This window comes from Sphingomonas sp. (assembly GCF_017304635.1).
Lineage (GTDB): Bacteria > Pseudomonadota > Alphaproteobacteria > Sphingomonadales > Sphingomonadaceae > Sphingomonas.
This window is the reverse complement of the sequence record NZ_JAFKMA010000003.1, coordinates 59,881-80,889: the sequence shown is the minus strand read 5'-3', so window position 1 is coordinate 80,889 and position 21,009 is coordinate 59,881. Positions and strand designations below refer to the sequence as shown.

23 protein-coding genes are annotated in these 21,009 nt (G+C 66.7%); 8 read left to right on the top strand and 15 right to left on the bottom strand.

Annotated elements, in window-relative coordinates; all coding sequences use genetic code 11:
* Positions 1-101: 101 nt before the first annotated feature.
* On the bottom strand, positions 102-1,868 hold the full coding sequence (locus J0I47_RS09975) for an ABC transporter transmembrane domain-containing protein (RefSeq protein WP_294046854.1): 1,767 nt from the start codon (positions 1,866-1,868) through the stop codon (positions 102-104).
* 119 nt (positions 1,869-1,987) lie between these two features.
* On the opposite strand from J0I47_RS09975, the gene phaZ reads away from it, so the two are divergent.
* Complete coding sequence (gene phaZ, locus J0I47_RS09970; RefSeq protein WP_294046853.1) at positions 1,988-3,202, top strand: polyhydroxyalkanoate depolymerase; 1,215 nt, start codon at positions 1,988-1,990, stop codon at positions 3,200-3,202.
* Between the two features lie 140 nt (positions 3,203-3,342).
* Here the strand turns inward: phaZ and J0I47_RS09965 are convergent, their stop codons facing one another.
* The 4 genes from J0I47_RS09965 to J0I47_RS09950 form a co-directional block, all read right to left on the bottom strand.
* Positions 3,343-4,059, bottom strand: a complete 717-nt coding sequence (locus tag J0I47_RS09965; protein WP_294046852.1) for a thioredoxin domain-containing protein — start codon at positions 4,057-4,059, stop codon at positions 3,343-3,345.
* Positions 4,060-4,108: 49 nt separating this feature from the next.
* Positions 4,109-4,597 (bottom strand): pyridoxamine 5'-phosphate oxidase family protein, encoded by a 489-nt coding sequence (locus J0I47_RS09960; RefSeq protein WP_294046851.1) that lies wholly within the window; start codon positions 4,595-4,597, stop codon positions 4,109-4,111.
* 367 nt (positions 4,598-4,964) lie between these two features.
* On the bottom strand, positions 4,965-6,143 hold the full coding sequence (locus J0I47_RS09955; protein WP_294046850.1) for an acetyl-CoA C-acyltransferase: 1,179 nt from the start codon (positions 6,141-6,143) through the stop codon (positions 4,965-4,967).
* Positions 6,144-6,245: 102 nt separating this feature from the next.
* Positions 6,246-6,707: a MaoC family dehydratase gene (locus J0I47_RS09950; RefSeq protein ID WP_294046849.1), complete on the bottom strand. Its 462-nt coding sequence runs from the start codon at positions 6,705-6,707 to the stop codon at positions 6,246-6,248.
* A 298-nt stretch (positions 6,708-7,005) separates the two neighbouring features.
* On the opposite strand from J0I47_RS09950, the gene J0I47_RS09945 reads away from it, so the two are divergent.
* Positions 7,006-7,947: a DUF2167 domain-containing protein gene (locus J0I47_RS09945; RefSeq protein ID WP_294046848.1), complete on the top strand. Its 942-nt coding sequence runs from the start codon at positions 7,006-7,008 to the stop codon at positions 7,945-7,947.
* Here J0I47_RS09945 and J0I47_RS09940 read toward each other — a convergent pair.
* The gene (locus J0I47_RS09940) at positions 7,944-9,161 is read right to left on the bottom strand and encodes a mechanosensitive ion channel family protein (RefSeq protein WP_294046847.1); all 1,218 of its coding nucleotides are present in this window, start codon (positions 9,159-9,161) and stop codon (positions 7,944-7,946) included. The two genes, J0I47_RS09945 and J0I47_RS09940, sit on opposite strands and share 4 nt — an antisense overlap.
* A gap of 25 nt (positions 9,162-9,186) precedes the next feature.
* On the bottom strand, positions 9,187-10,188 hold the full coding sequence (locus tag J0I47_RS09935; protein WP_294046846.1) for a DNA topoisomerase IB: 1,002 nt from the start codon (positions 10,186-10,188) through the stop codon (positions 9,187-9,189).
* Positions 10,189-10,308: 120 nt separating this feature from the next.
* Between J0I47_RS09935 and J0I47_RS09930 the strand changes: the two genes are divergently transcribed.
* Entirely contained in the window at positions 10,309-10,860 is a 552-nt protein-coding gene (locus J0I47_RS09930; protein WP_294046845.1) for a type 1 glutamine amidotransferase domain-containing protein, read from the top strand.
* Here J0I47_RS09930 and J0I47_RS09925 read toward each other — a convergent pair.
* From J0I47_RS09925 to J0I47_RS09915, 3 genes are read right to left on the bottom strand one after another with little or no spacing between them, the layout of a single operon-like run.
* Positions 10,846-11,934: an acyltransferase gene (locus J0I47_RS09925; protein ID WP_294046844.1), complete on the bottom strand. Its 1,089-nt coding sequence runs from the start codon at positions 11,932-11,934 to the stop codon at positions 10,846-10,848. The genes J0I47_RS09930 and J0I47_RS09925 overlap by 15 nt on opposite strands.
* On the bottom strand, positions 11,931-13,298 hold the full coding sequence (locus J0I47_RS09920) for a putative O-glycosylation ligase, exosortase A system-associated (protein WP_294047177.1): 1,368 nt from the start codon (positions 13,296-13,298) through the stop codon (positions 11,931-11,933). The genes J0I47_RS09925 and J0I47_RS09920 overlap by 4 nt, the downstream gene beginning before the upstream one ends.
* Positions 13,298-13,426 (bottom strand): hypothetical protein, encoded by a 129-nt coding sequence (locus tag J0I47_RS09915; RefSeq protein WP_294046843.1) that lies wholly within the window; start codon positions 13,424-13,426, stop codon positions 13,298-13,300. The genes J0I47_RS09920 and J0I47_RS09915 overlap by 1 nt, the downstream gene beginning before the upstream one ends.
* A 102-nt stretch (positions 13,427-13,528) precedes the next feature.
* Here J0I47_RS09915 and J0I47_RS09910 point away from each other — a divergent pair, with 102 nt between their 5' ends.
* Both J0I47_RS09910 and J0I47_RS09905 read left to right on the top strand, forming a co-directional pair.
* Positions 13,529-14,773: a TIGR04063 family PEP-CTERM/XrtA system glycosyltransferase gene (locus tag J0I47_RS09910; protein WP_294046842.1), complete on the top strand. Its 1,245-nt coding sequence runs from the start codon at positions 13,529-13,531 to the stop codon at positions 14,771-14,773.
* Between the two features lie 17 nt (positions 14,774-14,790).
* Entirely contained in the window at positions 14,791-15,642 is an 852-nt protein-coding gene (locus J0I47_RS09905; RefSeq protein ID WP_294046841.1) for a hypothetical protein, read from the top strand.
* A gap of 53 nt (positions 15,643-15,695) precedes the next feature.
* Here J0I47_RS09905 and J0I47_RS09900 read toward each other — a convergent pair whose 3' ends face one another.
* The 3 genes from J0I47_RS09900 to ykgO all read right to left on the bottom strand — a co-directional run bounded on the left by J0I47_RS09900 (position 15,696) and on the right by ykgO (position 17,010).
* The gene (locus tag J0I47_RS09900; RefSeq protein WP_294046840.1) at positions 15,696-16,091 is read right to left on the bottom strand and encodes a hypothetical protein; all 396 of its coding nucleotides are present in this window, start codon (positions 16,089-16,091) and stop codon (positions 15,696-15,698) included.
* A gap of 27 nt (positions 16,092-16,118) precedes the next feature.
* Positions 16,119-16,763 (bottom strand): HAD family phosphatase, encoded by a 645-nt coding sequence (locus J0I47_RS09895; RefSeq protein ID WP_294046839.1) that lies wholly within the window; start codon positions 16,761-16,763, stop codon positions 16,119-16,121.
* A 121-nt stretch (positions 16,764-16,884) separates the two neighbouring features.
* A complete protein-coding gene (gene ykgO, locus J0I47_RS09890; RefSeq protein ID WP_003046794.1) occupies positions 16,885-17,010 on the bottom strand; it encodes a type B 50S ribosomal protein L36 in 126 nt (41 codons plus the stop codon).
* Positions 17,011-17,162: 152 nt separating this feature from the next.
* On the opposite strand from ykgO, the gene J0I47_RS09885 reads away from it, so the two are divergent.
* Positions 17,163-17,756, top strand: a complete 594-nt coding sequence (locus J0I47_RS09885) for a DUF4136 domain-containing protein (protein ID WP_294046837.1) — start codon at positions 17,163-17,165, stop codon at positions 17,754-17,756.
* Positions 17,753-18,877, top strand: coding sequence for a M14-type cytosolic carboxypeptidase (locus J0I47_RS09880; RefSeq protein ID WP_294046835.1), 1,125 nt, complete (start codon positions 17,753-17,755; stop codon positions 18,875-18,877). The genes J0I47_RS09885 and J0I47_RS09880 overlap by 4 nt, the downstream gene beginning before the upstream one ends.
* Positions 18,878-18,932: 55 nt before the next feature.
* Here J0I47_RS09880 and J0I47_RS09875 read toward each other — a convergent pair whose 3' ends face one another.
* Both J0I47_RS09875 and J0I47_RS09870 read right to left on the bottom strand, forming a co-directional pair.
* Positions 18,933-19,298 (bottom strand): hypothetical protein, encoded by a 366-nt coding sequence (locus tag J0I47_RS09875; RefSeq protein WP_294046833.1) that lies wholly within the window; start codon positions 19,296-19,298, stop codon positions 18,933-18,935.
* A gap of 224 nt (positions 19,299-19,522) precedes the next feature.
* Complete coding sequence (locus J0I47_RS09870) at positions 19,523-20,248, bottom strand: dienelactone hydrolase family protein (RefSeq protein WP_294046831.1); 726 nt, start codon at positions 20,246-20,248, stop codon at positions 19,523-19,525.
* Positions 20,249-20,322: 74 nt separating this feature from the next.
* Here J0I47_RS09870 and gpmA point away from each other — a divergent pair, with 74 nt between their 5' ends.
* A complete protein-coding gene (gpmA, locus tag J0I47_RS09865) occupies positions 20,323-21,009 on the top strand; it encodes a 2,3-diphosphoglycerate-dependent phosphoglycerate mutase (RefSeq protein WP_294046829.1) in 687 nt (228 codons plus the stop codon).

The following is a 21,009-nucleotide window of genomic DNA, read 5'->3' as shown; positions in this document are numbered from 1 at the left end:
TCACCCCGGCCTTGTGCCGGGGTCCACCGTTTCGCGAATGCGTCGGCCGCTTCTTGTGCGGCACGGTGGATGCCGGAACAAGTCCGGCATAACGGTTTGGCTTACGCCGCCTCGCTGAACTGCAGCGACGCGAGGCGTGCATACAGGCCGCCATGCGCCGACAGCGTCGCGTGGTTGCCTTCCTCGACGATGCGGCCGTCGTTCATCACGATGATCCGGCTGGCGGCGCGGACGGTCGACAGGCGGTGAGCGATGACGAGGGTGGTGCGCCCCTCCATCAACCGTTCGAGCGCTTGCTGGACCAGCCGTTCGCTCTCGGCGTCGAGCGCGCTGGTCGCCTCGTCGAGCAGCAGGATCGGCGCGTCGCGCAGCAGCGCGCGGGCGATCGCCAGTCGCTGGCGTTGCCCGCCCGACAATCGCGCGCCGCCTTCGCCCAGGAACGTGTCGAGCCCGTCGGGCAACTTGCGCAGGAATTCCGCCGCATTGGCCGCCTCCGCCGCCGCCCAGATCGCGGCGTCGCCCGCGTCCCACTCGCCGTAGCGGATATTGTCGCGCGCCGACGCGCCGAAGATCACCGTCTCCTGCGGCACCATCGCGATGCGGCCGCGGATCGCGGCGGGGTCGGCGGCGGGGAGGGGGACGCCGTCGATCGCGATACTGCCCGTCTGCGGGTCGTAGAAGCGTTGGATTAGCTGGAACAGGGTCGACTTGCCGGCGCCGGAGGGACCGACCACTGCGACCGTCTCGCCCGGCGTCACGGCGAGCGAGAAATCGTGCAGCGCCGACACTTCGGGGCGCGTCGGGTAGCGGAACTCGACATGGTTGAACCGGATCGCGCCCTGTGCCGGGTCGGGCAGCGCCACCGGATGCGCCGGCGCGGCGATCGCCGGTTCGACCGCGAGTAACTCGCTCAGCCGCTCGGCCGCGCCCGCCGCGCGCAGCAGGTCGCCATAGACTTCGGTCAACGCCCCGAAGGCGCCGGCCACCAGCACGCTGGTGGTGACGAACGCCAGCAACGTGCCGGCCGAGATCGTCCCCGTCGATACCGCGCCCAGCATCGTCCGGAGCAGCAAGGCGAGCCCGCCGAACAGCAACGCGATCACCATCGATGTCATCAGCGCGCGGATGAGGATGCGCCGCTTGGCCGCGGTGAACCCGCGATCGACCGCCACGGCGAAGCGGTCGGTTTCGCGTCGTTCCTGCGAGAAGGCCTGGACGATCTTCATCGCCGACAATGTCTCGACCGCCATCGCGCCGATATCGGCGATACGGTCCTGGCTCGACCGCGAATGCCCGCGCACGCGCCGCCCGAGCAGCACGATCGGCAGCACGACGATCGGGATGCCGACCACCAGCATCCCGGCCAGCGAGGAATCGTAATAGAATAGCAGCGCCAGCCCGCCGATCCCGGTCAGCAGGTTGCGCAGCGCGACCGACACTGTGGTGCCCACCGCCATCTCGATCTGCGCGGTGTCGGCGGTCAGCCGCGAGGCGATCTCCGACGGGCGGTTTTCCTCGAACCAGCCGGGCTCGAGCCGCAACAGGTTCGCCTGGACCGCGACGCGCACGTCGGCGACGGTGCGCTCGCCCAGCCATGACACGAAATAGAAGCGCACCGCGGTCGCAATCGCCAGCACCACGACCAGCGCGAACAGCAGGTCGAACGCGCGATTGTGGCTGACCCCGCTCTTGTTGTCGATCGCCAGGCGCAGGACGTAGGTCAGGCTGAGCGTCGTCGCCGTCGTCGTCAGCAGCGCGACCAGCGCGATCGCGAGGTGCCCGGGATAGCGGCCCGCGGCGCGCCACACCATCTTGAGACTGCCGAGCTTGCGGCCCGGCTTCGGCGGTTCGGCGGCGACGTCTGGCATGATGCGACCGCCTCTAGCAGCGGCATCGCGTGCCCCGCAACGACACATCGCTCTGCGCTTGTGTGCGGTGCACCATGCGCGTAAACCGGTTGCCGACGAAAACGGTTTCCGCGGGGCCCATGCTTTACGACGCCTACGAAATGCAACGGTCGATGCTGGCGGGCGCGAGCGCCTGGGCGAATGTGGGAGCGGAATGGCTGGGCAATCCCGCCAACCCGTTCGCCTATTTCGGCGGCGGACCGGTGATGGCTTCAGCACTCGAAGTGTTCGCGCACGCCGCCGCGCCGCGCGGCAAGCCGCATTTCGGGCTCCACCAGACGATGATCGACGGCCGTCCGGTCGAGGTGATCGAAGAAATCGTGCTGAAGAAGTCGTTCGGCCAGCTCAAGCGCTTCGTGCGCAAGGGTGTCGAAGGTGGCCCTCGCCTGCTGATCGTCGCGCCGATGTCGGGGCATTACGCCACGCTGTTGCGCGGTACGGTCGAGCGGATGCTGCCGTTCGCCGACGTCTACATCACCGATTGGCGCGACGCGCGGCAGGTGCCGTTGTCGCAGGGTCGCTTCGACCTCGACGATTATGTCGATTACCTGATCGAGTTCCTCCACGCGATCGGCCCCGGCGCGCACATGCTCGCGGTGTGCCAGCCGTCCGTGCCGGCCTATGCCGTCGCGTGCCTGATGAGCGCGGACAAGGATCCGTGCCGGCCGAAGACGCTGACGCTGATGGGTGGCCCGGTCGACACGCGCGAGGCGCCGACCGCGGTCAACACGCTGGCGACCGAGCGCCCGTTCGCCTGGTTCGAGCAGAACGTGATCGCGACCGTGCCGGCGACCTATCCGGGGGCTGGGCGGCGCGTCTATCCGGGGTTCCTGCAACTCGCCGGGTTCATGACGATGAACCTGGGCAACCACCTGATGTCGCATTGGGAGATGTTCAAGCATCTAGTCCAGGGCGAGGATCTGGAAGCCGAGGCGACCAAGGACTTCTACGACGAATATCGCTCGGTCTGCGACATGACCGCCGAATTCTACCTCCAGACGATCGACGTCGTGTTCCAGCACCACAAGCTGCCCAAGGGCGAGATGACGCATCGCGGGCGGACGGTCGATCCGGGCGCGATCACCGATGTCGCCCTGCTGGCGATCGAGGGCAGCCGCGACGACATTTCCGGGCTCGGCCAGACCAAGGCGGCGCTGACCATCGCGACCAGCCTGCCCGAGGCGGAGAAGGCGTATTTCGTCGCCGATGCCGGGCATTACGGCATCTTCAACGGCAGCAAGTGGCGCAAGCAGATCGCGCCGGTCGTCGAGAAATGGATCGCCGCGCACGATTGATGCGGGTTGGAGCCGGCCTGCCTGTGAGTCAGCCGTCATTGCGACCCCGGCGAAAGCCGGGGGAAGTAATCCAGCGGCGCCACCCGGAACGCTGGATTGCTTCGTTACGCTTGCAATGAAGGGTAGGCGGTGGCGGCGGCTCAGCCCAACGCCGCCGCAATCGCCGCATCGACCTCGGCCCAGGTCGCTGCCGCCAGCGGCTGGTCGTTGAGGAAGAAGATCGGCGTACCGTCGACGTGGTGCTCGCGATAGGCGCGTTCCTCGCGCGCCTGTTGCGCGGCGATGGCGTTGCGGTCGGTCAGGCACGCGGTGGCGCGCGCGGGCGACAGGCCATGCTTCGCCGCGAATGCCGTGAAGCCCCATTCGCGCGCGAGCTTGATCCGGGTCGCGGCATCGGCGACCGCGTCGATCGCCGGATTGACCGTCACCCACTGCTCGAACGGCGCGACGAGGTCCTCTTGATCGGCATAGAAATCGTCCGTGAAGCGCGAGAAATTGGCCGGCCCGGCGCACAGCAGCAGCGCGTGCAGGATCGGGTCGGCATCGTGCACGGTGAAGGGCCGGAACTCGAAGCTGACCGTGCCGCCGGCGATCCGCGCGCGCAACGGCACCGCCGCTTCGGCGTAGAATTGCTGGCAATAGGGGCAGGTCAGCGAGCCGTATTCGACGAACTTCACCTTCGCCGCCGGATTGCCGACGCGAAAACCGCCATCGGCGGTCCACGACACGCGCCTGTTCCAATCGACGGCGGCGGCGGGCCGATGCCGCGCGGCGGTGCGGCGCGTAGGCGTGGCGGTAGCGTCGGTCAGCGGCGCGACGACCGCGATCGATACGACAAGGGCGGCAAGCAATTTCATGCTGCCGCCCATGCCGGTTGCGTGCCGCGCTGGCAATCGCGCTAAGTACCTATGCCGCCGTCGATTCCGCCGTCGTGCCGACCTTGGCATGGCTGCCCTCGTCGCCGGCCTTGATCTTGCCGCCGAACAGCATCTTGACCTTGCCGGCCAGGCTCATGTCGGTCTCCCACATCTCGGCATCGTCGATGTCGAAGCGCAGCAGCGCGAGGTTGGGATCGCTCTTGCCGCCCGGAAACCAGGCCTCGACCTGCTTGTTCCAGAGCTTGTCGATCATGCCGAAGTCGTTGTCGACCCGCGCGGTGCCGGCCAGGCACGCGAAGAAATCGTGCCCCTTCGACACGAACTGCGCCATCGTCTTGCCGCCTCCTGCCAGCCGGTTGTCCTTGCCGACGAAGAAGAAGATCGTATCGACCTGATCCTCGTCGAGTTGCGCGGCCAACGGCTCCGAATGACCGCCATCGGTCGCGCCGATCATCACGAACGGACTGTCGGCGAGCTTCTTCCAGAAATGCTGCTTGATCTCGGCATTGTCGGCCATGGGGCGTCTCCTTCGATGGAGAAACGTCCCGGCCGCCGTTGGTTTCCGTGCGCGACTTGCACTTTGGCGACGGTCGGCCAGTGTGCCACCGGCGGCAATCCCGCCGCCAAAACAGAAAGGCAATCCTATGACGATCGCCGACCTGTGCCTGATCCTGGGCGTCATGTTCGGCTTCGCGACCTTAGTCGTGAAGATCATCGAAGTGGCGCGAAAGGAATAGGTGGCAGGAGGGGCTCGCGCTGACACGCGGGCCCCGAATGATTGAGCCCCAGCCGCTGACACGACCGGGGCTCACAGAAAGGCGCCTATGACGTCGCCTACGCAGCGAGATAACATCGAACGCGTAAAAATTCAATCTCATGCTGTCTCACAGCACCTCGAACAATCCCGCTGCGCCCATGCCGCCGCCGACGCACATCGTGACGACGACGTACTTCGCGCCGCGCCGCTTGCCTTCGATCAGCGCGTGGCCGGTGCAGCGGGCGCCGGTCATGCCGTAGGGATGGCCGATCGAGATCGACCCGCCGTTGACGTTGAGCAGCTCGTCGGGGATGCCCTGCTTGTCGCGGCAGTACAGCACCTGCACCGCGAACGCTTCGTTCAACTCCCACAGGCCGATGTCATCCATCTTGAGCCCGTTGCGCTCGAGCAGCTTGGGGATCGCGAAGACCGGGCCGATGCCCATCTCGTCGGGCTCGGTGCCCGCCACCGCCATGCCGACATAGCGACCGAGCGGGGTCAGGCCGCGCTTCGCCGCCAGCGATTCCTCCATCAGCACGCTGGCCGACGATCCGTCCGACAGCTGCGACGCGTTACCCGCGGTGATCGTGAAGTCCGGTCCCAGTACCGGCTGCAACCCGCGCAGGCCCTCGACCGTGGTCTCCGGACGATTGCCCTCGTCCTTCGTCACCTCGACCTCGTGATGGCTGACTTCCTTGGTCTCCTTGTTGGTCACCGCCATCGTCGCTTTCACCGGCACGATCTCGGCGTCGAAATAGCCGGCCTGCTGCGCCGCCGCCGTGCGCTGCTGCGACTGGAGCGCATAGTCGTCCATCGCCTCGCGGCTGATGTTGTAGCGCTTCGCCACGACCTCGGCGGTCTGCAGCATCGGCATGTACACGTCCTTGTGCATCGCCAGCAGCTCGTCGTCGCGACCGACGCGCATCTGCGGCGTCTGCACCATCGAGATCGATTCGACGCCGCCGCCGATCGCGACGTCCATGTTGTCGACGATGATCTGCTTGGCGGCGGTGGCGATCGCCATCAGGCCGCTAGCGCACTGGCGGTCGACCGACATGCCCGAGACGGTGACGGGCAGGCCGGCGCGAAGCAACGCGGTGCGCGCGATGTTGCCGGCCTGCACGCCCTGCTGGAGCGCGGCGCCGAACACGACGTCCTGCACCTCGGCCGGGTCGATCTTGGCGCGCTCGACCGCAGCCCTGATCGAATGGCTCGCAAGCGTCGGCGACGGTGTGGCGTTGAATCCGCCGCGATAGGCGCGGCCGATCGGGGTGCGGGCGGTGGAAACGATGACGGCGGAGCGCATTTCAGTCCTTTCGTCGCCCCGGCGGAGGCCGGGGCCGCTTGGTTGCAGGCGCTGCGTTTCATGACGCAGCGGCCCCGGCCTCCGCCGGGGCGACGGCAAATACTAAACGAAAATCTGGCTGATCCACTCGGCGATCAAGGCGGGTTTGTCCTTGCCTTCGATCTCGACGGTGAACTCGTTGGTCTGCTGCCACTGGCCCGGCCGTTTCTCGACCAGTTCGAGCAGCTTGAAGCGGCCCCGCACGCGGCTGCCCGAGGGGACGGGGGTCAGGAAGCGCGTCTTGTTGCCCCCGTAATTGACGCCCATCTTCACGCCCTCGATCTGCGGCGCGTCGGCGACCTTCGACGACAATAGCGGCATCAGCGACAGCGTCAGGAAACCGTGCGCGATAGTACCGCCGAACGGGGTCATCTTCGCCATTGCCGGATTGACGTGGATGAACTGGTGATCGCCGGTCGCGTCGGCGAACTTGTCGATCATCTCCTGGCTAACCTCGACCCAGTCCGACACGTTCTCGCTACCGATCTGCGTCGCGCGTTCCTGGATGGTGATGGTTTCGGCCACGTCGTTGTCCTTCTTGTGGGTGCGGCGCGGACGCCGCCGCTCGCCTGTGCCTCGCCAGCGCGCGTGAGGCAAGCCCGAGCTGACCGTATGCAGGAAAATCATCGCAGGTGCAGCATAATGCTCTCGTTGGCGAGGCGCGCGCTGGGCCGATACCGCCGAACCCGAACTTCTAAAACGCCGTGGCCACGACATTACCTCGCGACTCGGAAAACGGCATGGCGCCGCGTCGCTTGACGCGCGATCGGTTTCGCGGCCTGTTCGGGACGATCGGCCGATTCGACCGACAGAGGGGGAAGCGATGAAAAGGTTCGTGATCGCGGGCACGCTGGTGCTCGCCGGAATGACGGCGCCCGCTGCGGTCGCCTGGGCCGATGCGCCCGCGCCGGTCGCGACGGCGACGCCAGGGCCAGCCGCCGACCGCGTCGCGTTCGCGAAGAATCTGCACAAGCAGACCGGCGACGTCGCGATCCCCGCCGCCAACGCCGTGCTGCACCTCGGCAACAAATATTATTTCATCGGCCCCGACGACGCGCGGCGGGTGCTGGTCGACCTGTGGAACAACCCGCCCAGCGCGGCGGACGGCGTACTCGGGCTGGTGATGCCGGCCGACAAGACCGTCCTCGACAATAGCTGGGGCGCTGTCATCACCTGGGACGACAGCGGCTACGTCACCGACGACGACGCCGACACCGCCGATTACGACAAGATGCTGAGCGACATCCGCTCGAGCGAGCCCGACGTGAATGCGGAGCGGCAGAAGCAGGGCTATCCCGCGATGCACGTCGTCGGCTGGGCGCAACCGCCGTCCTACGACAAGGCGGCGCATTCGCTGATCTGGGCGCGCGATTTCCGGATCGACGGCGATTCGGCGGATTCGCTCAACTACGACGTCCGCCTGCTCGGGCGGAAGGGCGTGCTGAGCATGAACATGCTGTGGGACATGCCGCACCTCGCCGAAGTGCGCACCGCCGCGCAGGATTTCGGCAAGGTCGCGCAGTTCACGTCGGGCGCGACCTATGCCGAATATAATTCGAGCACGGACAAGGCGGCGGGCTACGGTCTCGCCGGGTTGGTCGGGCTGGGCGTCGGCATCGCGGTCGCGAAGAAGGTCGGGTTGCTCGCGCTGCTGATCCCGTTCTTCAAGTGGATCGCGATCGGCGCCGTCGCTCTGTTCGCCAGCGCCCGCAAGGTCATCGGCCGCCTGTTCGGCCGTCGCGAGCGCGACACGCTGGAGGGTTAGGCCCCGCCCTCCTGGTCGGCGGCGGAGCGGTCGCCCGAGGAGGGGGGCTTGGCGATCGTCTCGTTCGATTCCGCCAGCTTGCGCGGACGGCGCGGGCGGATCATGCCGGCTTCCTCCGCAGTCAGCCCGGTCTGGGTCGGATAGGCCAGCGCGATGCCGTCGTCGTTGAGCCGCTGGATGATCGCGAGACCGATCGAATGGCGCAGGTCGAACATGTCCTGCAACGCCGCGCTGGGCGAATCGAACTGGAGCTCGAAATCATAGCTTTGCACGCCGAACCCGACGAAGCCGGCGCGGACGAACGTGCCCTGGTGATCCTCGACGATGTCCTTCAGCAGGTGGGGCAGCTGGTCCATCACCGACACCGGCGTCGTCTGCACCACGCCCAGCGTGAAGATCACGCGGCGCATTTCGCGCTGGGTGTTGTTGATGATCTCCTGATCGAGCAGTTTCTTGTTGCCAATGATCCGCGCCTCGCCGGTCGTGCCGCGGATGCGGGTCGAGCGCATCCCGATCGATTCGACGGTGCCGGCCGATTTGTCGAAGGTGATCGCATCGCCCTTCTTGAACGGGCGGTCGAAGATGATCGCGATCGCCGCGAACAGGTCGGCGAAGATGCTCTGCGCGGCGAGACCGATCGCGATGCCGCCGACGCCGAGGCCCGCGACCAGTCCGGTCACGTTCACGCCGAGGTTCCCCAGCACCAGCACCAAAGCGATCGCGAAGACGATGAACGTCACGAACAGGCGGATCAGCCCCATCGCGTTGACCAACGCTTCGCCGTGATAGTCGCTGGCCTGCGTGCGATGCTCGATCGCGCCGAGGATGATCTCGCGTGCCCAGATCGCGCTCTGGAAAACCGCCGCGATGGTGAACAGGAACTGGATGATCTGCGCGAGTTTCTGGGGTGGCTCGCCGATCCCCGAAACCGTCGCCGCGGCGGTCATGATGATGAAGAAATTGCCGGTCTTGGTGATCGCGCGGCCGAAGATCGTGTACCAGCCGGTCCCGCGCGGATCGCGACCGCACAGCCGGTTGCCGAACGACTTCAGCGCGTGCAGCCCGACGAAGATCAGGACGCCCGCGCCGAGCGCGATCAGGATCTGAAGCCAGTGCGTCTCGAACCATTCGGCAGTCGCGTCGTACAGATCGTTCAATTGGCGGATAAGGTCGTGATGCGCCACCAGTCGGTTGGGCGCTGTCGTATTAGTCATGGCACTCTCTTCGACCGGTCGGCGATCACGCGGTGGCGTGCCGCCGACGCGCGCCGGATTTGAGGAACGCGATCAGTCCGCGCTCGTAACGATCGAGATAGCGCGTCGCACGGGGCAGGTCGAGGCGCTGGCGGAAGCGTTCCTGACCGTCCTTCGTCAGGTCGATCAACGCGGGGTGGACGTAGGACTTGCGTGCGATCGCCGGCGTGTTGCCGAGCGCTTCGGTCACCGGTTCGAGCATCGTCTTGAGGCCGATATCCTTGTCGGCAGTGGCCAGCGTCTCGAACGCGATCACGCTCGCGCCCCAGGTGCGGAAATGCTTGGCGGTGAAGTCGCAGCCGGTCGATTCGCGGATGTAATCGTTGACGTCGGACGAGGTCACGCCGTGCGGCTCGCCGTCCTGGCCGACATATTGGAACAGTTGCTGGCCGGGCAGGTCCTGGCATTTCTTGACGAACCGCGCGAGGCTGCGGTCGGTGACGCTCAGCTCACGCTCCTTGCCCGATTTGGCGCGGTATTTGAGCTTGATCGTGGAGCCGTCGATCTTGGCGTGGCGGTTGCGCAGGGTGGTCGCGCCGAAGCTCTTGTTGGTCCGCGCATAGGTTTCGTTGCCGACGCGGATATGGCCGATGTCGAGCAGCTTGACGATCGCGGCGACGGTGCGTTGCTTGCTGTGGGAGCGCGACTTCAGGTCGGCCTCAACCTTCGCGCGCAGCTTGGGCAATGCCAACCCGAACAGCGAGCAGCGGCCGTACTTGTCGGCCTCGCGGTCCGCGCGGAAATCGGCGTGGTAGCGATATTGCTTGCGACCCTTGGCGTCCTTGGCCGTAGCCTGGATATGCCCGTTCGCCTTGGGACAGAACCACGCGTCGGTATAAGCGGGCGGCAGGCCGACCGCGTTCAGCCGGTCGATCTCCTCGCGATCCGTAATGCGCTTGCCGTCCGTATCCCAATAGCCCCAGCCGTGCCGCACCTTCTTCCGCGTGATGCCGGGCAGGCTGTCGTCGCAATAGACAATCTTGGTCATGACGTGGGCGTGACGCTCCGTTCGCTTGGGCAAAAGAAATGCGCGGGTCATCGCTTCGTTCCGGAACGGGGCCGAAGGCGGCGGGTTGTCGGCACGACTTCCCCCCAACGGAGACTGACGATGCCCGACCTGAACCAAGCCCGCGTGCTGATGATCGCCACCGACGGCTTCGAGAATGACGAGCTGTTCGGTCCGCGCCAGGCGCTGATCGATGCCGGCGCGAAGGTGACGCTGGCCTCGATCAAGACCGACCCGATCCAGGGGGAGAAAGCCGGCGAGAAGGCCGACACGATCACCCCCGACATGACGCTGGGCGACGTCGACACCGAGGAGTTCGACGCACTGGTGATCCCGGGCGGGGTCAAGAACCCCGACACGATGCGGATGGAAGGCCGCGCGGTGCAGATCGTCGAGGAGTTCATGGACGACGACAAGATCGTCGCGGCGATCTGTCACGGCCCGTGGCTGCTGGTCGAGGCGGACGTGGTCGACGGGCGTCAGGCGACGAGCTGGCCGTCGGTGCGGACCGACCTGGAGAATGCCGGTGCGCGGGTGGTGGACGAGGAAGTGGTGGTCGACGGCAACCTCATCACCAGCCGCAAGCCCGACGACATCCCCGCGTTCAACCGCGCGATCATCGAAGCGCTGACCGAGGAACTAGCCGAGGCGTAAGCGCCCCGGCGACGGCCGGCGTGGCAGCTTCAGGGCGTTGACCCAGCGCTGCGCCGGCCGCTCGACGAGGTGATAGAGCGCGACGGACGTACCCAGCACCAGCGCGAGATAGAGCGCGATCAGCAGCGGCGGGATGGCGCGAGCGTCCTCGACCAGCGCGAGCTTGAAGACGTAGAACAGCAGGAAATGCGACAGATACGTCGCGTAGCTGATCTCCCCGAGATAATACAGCGGCGCGCAGGCGAGCGGATTGCCGCGCGCGTCGCTGGTCAGCGCGAGGCCGAGCAGCAGGCCGGCAAAGGCGAGGGGGATAGCGACCGGCTCTGGCACGCCGCCTAGCCATCCCGCAACCGACAGAACCGCAACGGCGAACGCGCCGATCGCCGGGCGCACCGGTGCCGCTCGCCAGCGCTGCCAGAGCGCGCACAGCGCCGTCCCCGCCGCGAACTCGCACAGGCAGCGCACCAGCCCGAACCGCGCGATGTCGTAGCCGAGTCCCGGCGCCTCGGTCATCGCCGCGCCGAGCAGGATCAGGAACGCCGCCGCCGCGGCCGCCACCAGCCAGCTCGGCACCGTCCGCCAGTCGATCGCGCGGACCAGCAGCGGGAACATGAGGTACGCGAACAGCTCGCAGCTGATCGACCAGGCGGGGTCGTTCCAGCTCAGCCGGTCGGTGAACCCCCAATTCTGCAGCAGGAAGATGTGCAGGGGCAGCTCGCCGACCGGAAAGCGCAGCGAGTCGTGCCGCCCGCTCGCCGCCAGCACCAGCGCGATCGCCACCGCACCGGCCAGCATCGCCAAATGCAGCGGCCAGATCCGCGCGACGCGTTTCTGCCAGAAGCGCGGCACCGCGCGCCAGCCGCTCTCACGCAGTCGCTCGCCCCAGGCGAGCCAGATCACGAAACCGGACAGCAGGAAGAAGAAGTCGACCGCCAGATATCCCTTGGCGAACACCCGCACCCATGCTTCCGGCAGGCCGGCGACGGTCAGGCGGATATGGTAGAGCACGACCAGCCACGCCGCGATGCCGCGCGCGGAGGTGAGCGCGCGCAGTTCGGTCGGCGCTCCGTTCACGCCAGCGCCGGCTGCGGCGTCGTCATCGGCCGCACCCGCTTCATCGGACGGAAGCTGGCTTCGGCGCGCTTGCGCTTGAGATAGGTGTCGAGCCCGATCTGCGCGCCGACCATCATCAGCATGAACGGCTGGAAGGCGATCGCGATGAAGCACGCGCCCAGCATGTAGAGGATGTGCGCCGATTGCAGCGCGCCCGCGAGCGGCGCGATCCACGCCTCGTCGCCTTCCGCCTTGCGATAGCGGCGGCGGATTACTTCCATTCGGAACAATCCGGCGAGCCCGATCCCGAGCCACAGCAGGAAACCGGGCCAGCCCTGCTCGCCCAGCATCTCGAAATAGGCGGAGTGATAGGCGCGCGCGCGATCGGTGGTCAGCGTCGAATCGAGCTTCGCATTGTCCTTCGTCCCGTCCACCTTCACGATGTCGTAGCGGATGTGGTTCTGGCGATACATTTCGAACCCGCCGCCCATCGGGTGCTGCTTCACGTAATCCCACGTCCACGCCCAGACGGCGACTCGAGTCGCGGCGGATTCGTCCTGCTGGTACGACTGGATCGTCGACATGCGGTCGGTGAACGACTTGGGCAGGAACGGGATCGCGGTCAGCGCCATCGCACCGATGATCGCGAGATACAGGAACTTCCGCTTCGAATCGCGCAGCAGCAGCAGCGCGCACAGCCCGATGCACAGCAGCCCGGTCCGCGTCGAGGTGCCGATCGGGATCAGCAGGCAGGCGAAGATCAGCGCGTAGCAGAACAGCTTGCGCTTCCAGTCGTTCGGAAAGATCGTGCCGTGCTTCGACAGCCACAGGATCGTCGGGATGATCGCGATGGCCACGGTCGAGATGGTCGAGCCCTCGTACAGACCCGAATTGTTCGAGACCATCAGGTCGAGCTCGCCATAGCCGCCGCCGCCCGCCAGCGTCTTGATCCCGCCGACGATGACGATCGAGGCGGCCGACAGCACCATGAAGGTCAGCAACGCTTCGATGCGGAGCCGCGTGCGCAGCGTCAGCGGCAGGAACGCGGCGAACGCCAGCGCCTTCCACACCCAGTCCCACTTATCCAGCGCGTCGGCCGGGAAATCGGCACGGAACGTGGTCGACGCACACCAGCCGAGCAGCAGCAGGATCATCAGCTGGCGCGGCGCGACCCGCGCATCGCTCTTGTCGTCGACCAGCGCCCACGACCCGACCGCCAGCGCCACTGCGATCAGCGAGATCGGCACCGAATTGAGCAGCGTGTAGGTCAGCCGCTGCGGCGAGACGATATCGATATAGACGTACGCCAGGATGAACAGGAATGGCCGCCGCAGCGCCAGCCCCATGATCGCGGCCAGGAACCCGACAAAGGCGAGATCGTGGATCATTTGCGCTTGAAGGACTTGGTCTTCTGCTCGGGCGTCTCGTCGTCCAAGTCGCGGCGGCGCAGCAACAGGACGATCGTCAGCAGCATGAGGCCGTGGCTGATGCCGAGCGCGAAATTGTCGATCATCGGTGCCGGCCGTCCCATCCTCCGTTCCGGACGAACGGTGGAAAACGCCTAACCCCCGCGAGTTATCGTCACGTTAAGGAGGCCGGGGCATGATGCCGCGCGATGCGCATCCTCCACGTCCTCGACCATGGATTGCCGCTGCAGAGCGGCTACACCTTCCGCACGCGCGCCATCCTGAAGGCGCAGATCGCGAACGGGTGGCAGGTCGCGGCGGTGACTGGCGCGCGACAGGGCGCGAGCGGCGCGACGAGCGAGGTCGTGGACGGCCTCACCTTCCACCGCACCCCTTTGCCCGCACCGGCGCGGAGCCCGATCCACGAATGGCGCGAGATCGCCGTGCTCACCGATCGCGTGACCGAGGTGGCGCGGGAATTCCGCCCCGACGTCATCCACGCCCATTCGCCGGTGCTCGACGGCATCGCCGCGTTGCGGGCGGGCAAGCGGCTCAGGCTGCCGGTGCTCTACGAAATCCGGGCGTTCTGGGAGGATGCCGCGGTCGGCAACGGCACCGGCGTCGAGGGCTCACTCAAATACCGTACGATCAAGTGGCTGGAGACGCGCGCGGTGCGCCGGGCAGATGCGGTCGCGGTGATCTGTGACGGGCTGCGCCGCGACCTGGTCGCGCGCGGGATCGATCCGGCCAAGATCATGGTGTCGCCGAACGGCGTCGATCTCGACCTATTCGGCGTGCCGGTCGCGCGCGACGCTAAGCTTGCCGCCAAGCTCGGGCTGACGACAAGCGACGACGTGGTCGGCTTCATCGGCAGCTTCTACGATTACGAAGGGCTCGACGATCTGATCGCGGCGATGCCGCTGCTGCTGACCGCGCGACCCAAGGCCAAGCTGCTGCTGGTCGGCGGTGGGCCGATGGCCGATGCGTTGCGCGCGCAGGCCGCCGCCTCGCCGGCCGCCGCCGCGATCCGCTTCGTCGGCCGCGTGCCGCATGACGAGGTCGAGCGCTACTACAGCCTGGTCGACGTGCTGGCCTATCCGCGCAGGAAGATGCGGCTGACCGACCTGGTGACTCCGCTCAAGCCGCTGGAGGGGATGGCGCAGCGGCGGCTGGTCGCGGCGTCCGACGTCGGCGGCCATCGCGAGCTGATTCGCGACGGCGAGACCGGCACCCTGTTCGCGCCGGGCGATCCGGCGGCGGCGGCGCGCGCGCTGGCGATGCTGTTCGCCGATCGGGCGAGCTGGAACGCGCGCCGCGATGATGCGCGGCGCTGGGTCGAGCAGGACCGTAACTGGTCGTCAAACATTTCGCGTTACGCCCCCGTTTACCAAACACTAGTTGAACAGCGGAAATCGGGTCTCACATGGACGCCATCATGGGTCGCCAGCGCATAATTCCGACGATTCGGGCGATGACCGACCGGGCCACCGGCGGCGATCGCCGAATCGCCGTGCCGATCGCGCCGGCCGCGGGGATCGTCGTGGGGGCGATCGTCGCGATCGCATTCCTGCTGATGCCGGTCGCGGTCCTGGAAGACATGGCGGTCGACAGCGGCATCGCGTCGTTGCTGACCGCGGCGCAACCGCCGCTCGGCACGACCGCACGGCTGACGGCGGCGATGCTCGCCGGGATCGGGGCGGGCGGGGCGATCTGGTTCGGTATCTTCCTGCTGGTCGGCACGCGCACGATGCTGGCGCAACGCCATGCGGCGCGGGACGGCGTTCCCGTGCTTCGCCGCGCCGACGCCCACCCCGATGCGCCGGCGCGCCGCCCGGTGTTCGCGCACCGCGACCTCGGCACGCCGTTCCTGGAAGTGAAGGCGGAGGCCGTCGAGCCGGTCGAGCGCGCGCTGCCGATCGATCTCGACACGCCGATGGCGAATTACCTGTCGCCGTTCGAAGCGCCGCTGCCCGAACCCGATCCGTTGCCGATCGTGCGGCCAGCCGATCCCGTCGCCCCGGCGCCGATTCAGCCGTTCACCCCGCTCGAGGTCATCGCGCCGACGCCGAAGCCGGATCCCGTCGCGGCGCCTCGCTTCGCCGCGCACGAGCGGATCGAGACCTTCGTGATGCCGCCGGTCGCCGGCACCGATCCGACGACGCCGTTGCCGCAGGCGACGATCCACGATCTGCTCGCCCGACTGGAGCGTGGCGTCGCTCGTCAGCAGCCGGCGCCCGCTGCGGTCGAGCCGCAGCCGTCGGCCGATCCGTCGCTCGAGGAAACGCTCGCCACGCTGCGCGCGCTGGCCCGCCGCGTCGGCTGAGGCCGGCGCGTCGGCGATAGCCACAGCCCCGGCACGCTGGGCTTGATGCGAGGCTACGCCGCGAGCGGTACGTCCGGCTCGGCGAGCAGCCAGCGTTCCGCGAGCTCGGATGTCTCGAACACCCCGATCCGTTGCGGATCGGCGTCGCGGATGCGGCGAACCTGCGTGCGCGCGAGCGACTCGCCAGTGACAAACGCCAGTCGACGCGCGCGCCCGCTCTCCTCGCCGACGATCGTGCGGAACATCGCGAGCACCGCCTGCGACTGGATCTTGCAGCCACGGACATCGCACAGCGTCACATGCTGGTTGGGCCCGCAGTGCAACTGGTCATGTGCCGCGCGCCGTTCGGCCTGGATCGTGCCGAGGTCGTCCGGGCCGAAAAAGCCGTCGAGCGTGTATTGGATCAGGTTACGGTCGGAATCGCATCGCGCGACGAACTGGCCACTCATGCCGGCGACCCTAATCGGCGTCCGTAATCAAAGCGTTGATGCAGCGGTCTTTTGATCCGCGAGCGGAAATCCCAATCGGCGTAGGTCGGCCCGCAATCGCGGCTCGCCGGTGAACAGCACGGCGTGCATCCCGACCGCTTCCGCCCCCGCGACATTGGCGGCATTGTCGTCGACGAATATGGCTTGTGCGGCGTCCAGGCCGAACCGGTCGAGCGCGAGGTGATAGATCCCGGCGTCAGGCTTCATCAATTTCTCGTCGCCCGACACGACCACGTCGCGGAACCGGTCGAACACGGCCGCCCATTTTGCGCGGAACGGCGGGAAGAACTCGCCCGAAAAGTTGGTGATCGCGTAGAGCGGCACGCCCGCCGCATCGAGTTCCGCGACCAACGCCTCCATCCCCGGCATCATCGCGCGGTTGGTCTCGTTGAAGCGCGGGCCGAGCGCGGCGATCAGCTCGGCATGATGCGGATACAGCGCGGTCAACTCGGCCGACGTCTCCGCGAACGGCCGCCCGGCGTCGTGCTGGAAATGCCACTGTGTCGTGACCACGTTGCGCAGGAACGCGTCGAGCGCCGCATCCTCGGGGATGAGACGCTCGTACAGGAACCGCAGGTCCCAATCGAACAGCACGCGACCGACATCGAAGATGACGGATGACGGCTGGGTCATGTTGTGAGGGCCGCAGCCCGACACCGGAGTAAATCCGGTGTCGTCGGACGGGCTGCTGCGCGACCCGCCGGCCGAGCTTCGGCCATTCACGGATTAGCTCTGCTAATCCGCTGCCTCAGCCTCAGCCCTGACGCGCCTTGAAACGACGGTTCGTCTTGTTGATGACGTAGGTGCGGCCACGACGACGGATCACGCGGTTGTCGCGATGCCGGTCCTTGAGCGACTTCAGGGAATTGCGGATCTTCATGGGAGCGCGCTTCTTTTTCGATTCTGGCGATGGAAAGTGAAGGCGCGCGCCTATAGCGGGTGTCTGGCGAAGTCAACCCGAACGCCGTGCGCGAAACGGGTCGGCGGGCCGATGCGTTGCACTTGGGCAACGACGAGCGTGGAGTAAAGCAGATGCGGAACGTGATCGTATTGGCGGGGGCGTTGCTGGCGGCGGGATGCGCGGCATCGACGGCAAGCTATCCGGTCGAGGTGACGCGGTTCCACGTCGATCAAGTCGCGCCCGGCACGATCGCGGTGGTGGCCGACCGTGGTGCGCTCGAAGGCTCCGATTTCTCCGGCTATGCCGACGCGGTGGCGAGTGCGCTGACGCAGCGAGGCTATACCGTCGTGCCCGTCGACGCCAAGCCGACCTACCTCGCGCGCGTCGCGGTGCGCAGCGACGTCCATCCGTTCCGCGAGCCGTCCTCGTTCAGCATCGGCCTGGGTGGGGGCACCTATAGCGGCGGGCGCGGCGGCGGGGTCGGGATCGGCGGCGGCGTCGGCATCCCGATCGGCCGCGGCAAGCTGCGCGAGGCGGTCGCGACCGAATTGTCGGTCAAGATCGACCTGCGCGCGGGCGACCAGGGCGTGTGGGAAGGCCGCGCCCAGGGCCGGGCGGTCCGCACGCCCGGCCGGCCGGAGGCGATACCGCTGTCGGCGAAGCTGGCCGGTGCGCTGTTCACGGGCTTCCCCGGCGAATCCGGACGCACTATCGAGGTGAAATGACCGACATTTCGACCCAGCCCGCCCTCTCCGCCACCTTCGACGGCGGCAATATCGACCTCGTCGCCATCGATGGCGACCGAATCGACCTGAACATCCGCAAGGACCAAGATTCGGATTTCTACCAATGGTTCTCGTTCCGCGTCGCCAATGCGGCGGGGCGGACGCTGACCTTCCGCATCCTCAATGCCGGCGGCTCGGCCTATCCGTTCGGCTGGCCGGGCTATCAGGCGCGGGCCTCGACCGATCGCGTCCATTGGCGGCAAGTCCCGACGCGCTATGCCGATGGCGTGCTGGAGTTCGACTGGACGGGCGACGCACAAGTCATCTGGTTCGCCTATTTCGCGCCCTACACGATGGAGCGGCATGAGGCGCTGGTCGCCGAATACGCCGCCAAGCCCGGCGTCACGCACCGTGAGCTCGGCCACAGCATCGACGGCCGCGCGATCGACCTGTTCACCATCGGCAGCGGGCCGAAGCCGGTCTGGCTCTATGCGCGCCAGCATCCCGGCGAGAGCATGGCCGAATGGTGGATGGAGGGCGCGCTCGAATGGCTGACCAGCCCGGCGGCGGAGGCGGTCAAGGCGAAATGCACGTTCCATGTGGTGCCCAACATGAACCCGGACGGCACCTATCGCGGGCATCTGCGGACCAATGCCGTCGGCGTGAACCTCAACCGCGAATGGCACGCGCCGACGATGGAGCGCAGCCCCGAGGTCAAGCTGGTCCGTGACGCGATGGACGCGACCGGTGTCGCGCTGGCGATGGACGTGCACGGCGACGAGGCGATCCCGGCCAATTTCCTGGCGGGCTATGAGGGCATCCCTAGCTGGACCGACGCGTTCGGCGAGAAATTCTACGACTTCGGCCGCCGCCTGGCCGCGCGCACGCCCGAATTCCAGACCGAACAGGGCTATGACAAGTCCGCGCCGGGCAAGGCCAACCTGACCATGTCGACCAACCAGCTCGCCGAACGCTACGGCTCGGTCGCGATGACGCTGGAAATGCCGTTCAAGGACCACGATCCCAACCCGGATGCGGAGTTCGGTTGGTCACCGGACCGATGCAAGGTGCTCGCGGTCGCGTGCCTGGAGACGATCGCGGAGGTGATCGACGGGATTTGAGGGGGCGGCGTTGGTGACCAGAGAGCACTGGTCGCCAACGCCGCTTTCGCTCCGATCAGCAACTACAGCCAAACCCTTTTTGCAGGATGCGTTGGCCCGCGACCGAAACGGTGACCTCTACGCCGCAAGGGAAACCGAACTTGGTACAGATATCGAGGCAGGCTTGTGCCGCCGTGCCGCTCGGAACCCAACCAGGCACGGGAAGGCAGACCTTTCCGATCCCCAGCGGGAGCTCGAGACAGACCTGACCATTTTGAACGGTCACGCTTATGCATTGAGCACCGAGCTTGAGCGCGCCGTCCGTCAATCCCATCGTATGATCGACGGTTTGAGCCTGCAATGACCGACCATGTGCCTGCGCTGCCGCCAGCGTCTGATCGATGATTTTCGGGTCGAAATGCGGTAGCTTATCGTCCGCCATTCACTCTCTCCTGCTATGGGGCGAGTAGTTTCGCCTCCGCAGCAAGAGTAAGTCGTTCTTAAAAGTCGCCGAACCTAGGATGGGTTCAAAACGGTCGTTGCGTTGCCTCGTCCAACGCGAGGTTCGATGAAAGATGACGCTTCGCACGCCTTTCTTGATACCAAAGCGGATTCAATTGTGATCGCGCGGAATATAAGACTCGGGCTGGTGCGAGTGCAGCGATCTTATTCAAACACCTCCGCCAAAAAGTCCTTCGCCGCTTCCCAGCTGCGGCGGTCGGCTTTTTCATCGTAGCCGACGCCCGGCGCGATCGTCTTGCCCTTCAGCTCCACGTCGGTGAAGGCGTGGCCGGCACCGCCATAGGCGTGGATCTGCCAGTCGGCGCCGCCGTCGGTCAGTTCCTTGCCGAGCGCCACCACCGCCTCAGGCGGACCGATCGGGTCGTCCCAGCCGTGGCAGACCAGCAACTTGGGCCGGATTGGCGTGACAGTGGCATAGTCGGGCCGGTCGTAGACGCCGTGGAAGCTGACCCCGCCGAGGAAATCGAGACCCGCACGCGCCATGTCGAGGACGCACTTGCCGCCGAAGCAATAGCCGAACGCCGCGGTCTTGGCCGAATCGACGAAGGCGAACCCTTTCAGCGTGGCGAGGCTCGCCGCCAGCCGGTCGCGCAGCAGACCGCGGTCCGCCTGCATCTCGTTCATGTATTTGCCCTGGTCGGGCCCGCGTGTCGTCCGTTTGCCCTGGCCATACACGTCACAGGCGAACCCGACATAGCCGAGCTTCGCCAGATTCTCCGCGTGGACATTATCGGCTTCCTTCTGGCCCAGCACGTTGGGCACGACCATCACGCCGGGCCGCGCGGCCTCGACCTCGTCGTCATAGGCGATCACGCCTTCGAACGGGCCGCCGGGGCCGTCATACACCAGGGTCTGCCGCACGATCGCCATGGTTCTTCTCTCCGGTTTGCCGTTGCCCCCGCAATCGCTACAGAGCGCGCCATCCGCCCGCAAGGAGTGCCCCGATGCCCACGCTCGTCCTGATCCGCCACGGCCAGTCGGCCTGGAACCTGGAGAATCGCTTCACCGGCTGGTGGGACGTCGACGTGACCGAGCAGGGCGCGGCCGAGGCCAGGGCGGCAGGCGAACTGATGGCCGCCAAGGGCCTCGATTTCGACCAGTGCTTCACGTCGTTGCAGACGCGCGCGATCAAGACGCTGCATTTCGCGCTGGAGGCGATGGGGCGCCTGTGGCTGCCGGTCGAGAAGGACTGGCGGTTGAACGAGCGGCATTATGGCGGGCTGACCGGGCTCGACAAGGCGGAAACAGCGGCGCGCCATGGGGCGGAGCAGGTGCACATCTGGCGCCGCAGCTTCGACATTCCGCCGCCGGCGATGGAGGCGGGTGGTGACTTCGACCTGACCAACGACCGTCGCTATGCCGGCATCGCGATTCCGCAGACCGAAAGCCTGAAGGACACGATCGCCCGTGTGTTGTCCTATTGGGAAGGCCGCATCGCACCGGCGCTGAAGGACGGCCAGCGCGTATTGATCTCCGCCCATGGCAATTCGCTCCGCGCGCTGGTCAAGCATCTGTCGAATATCGCCGACGACGAGATCACCGGGCTCGAAATCCCGACCGGCCAGCCGATCGTGTACGAACTCGACGACCGGCTAAACGCGACCGATCGCTACTATCTGAGCGAGCGGTAA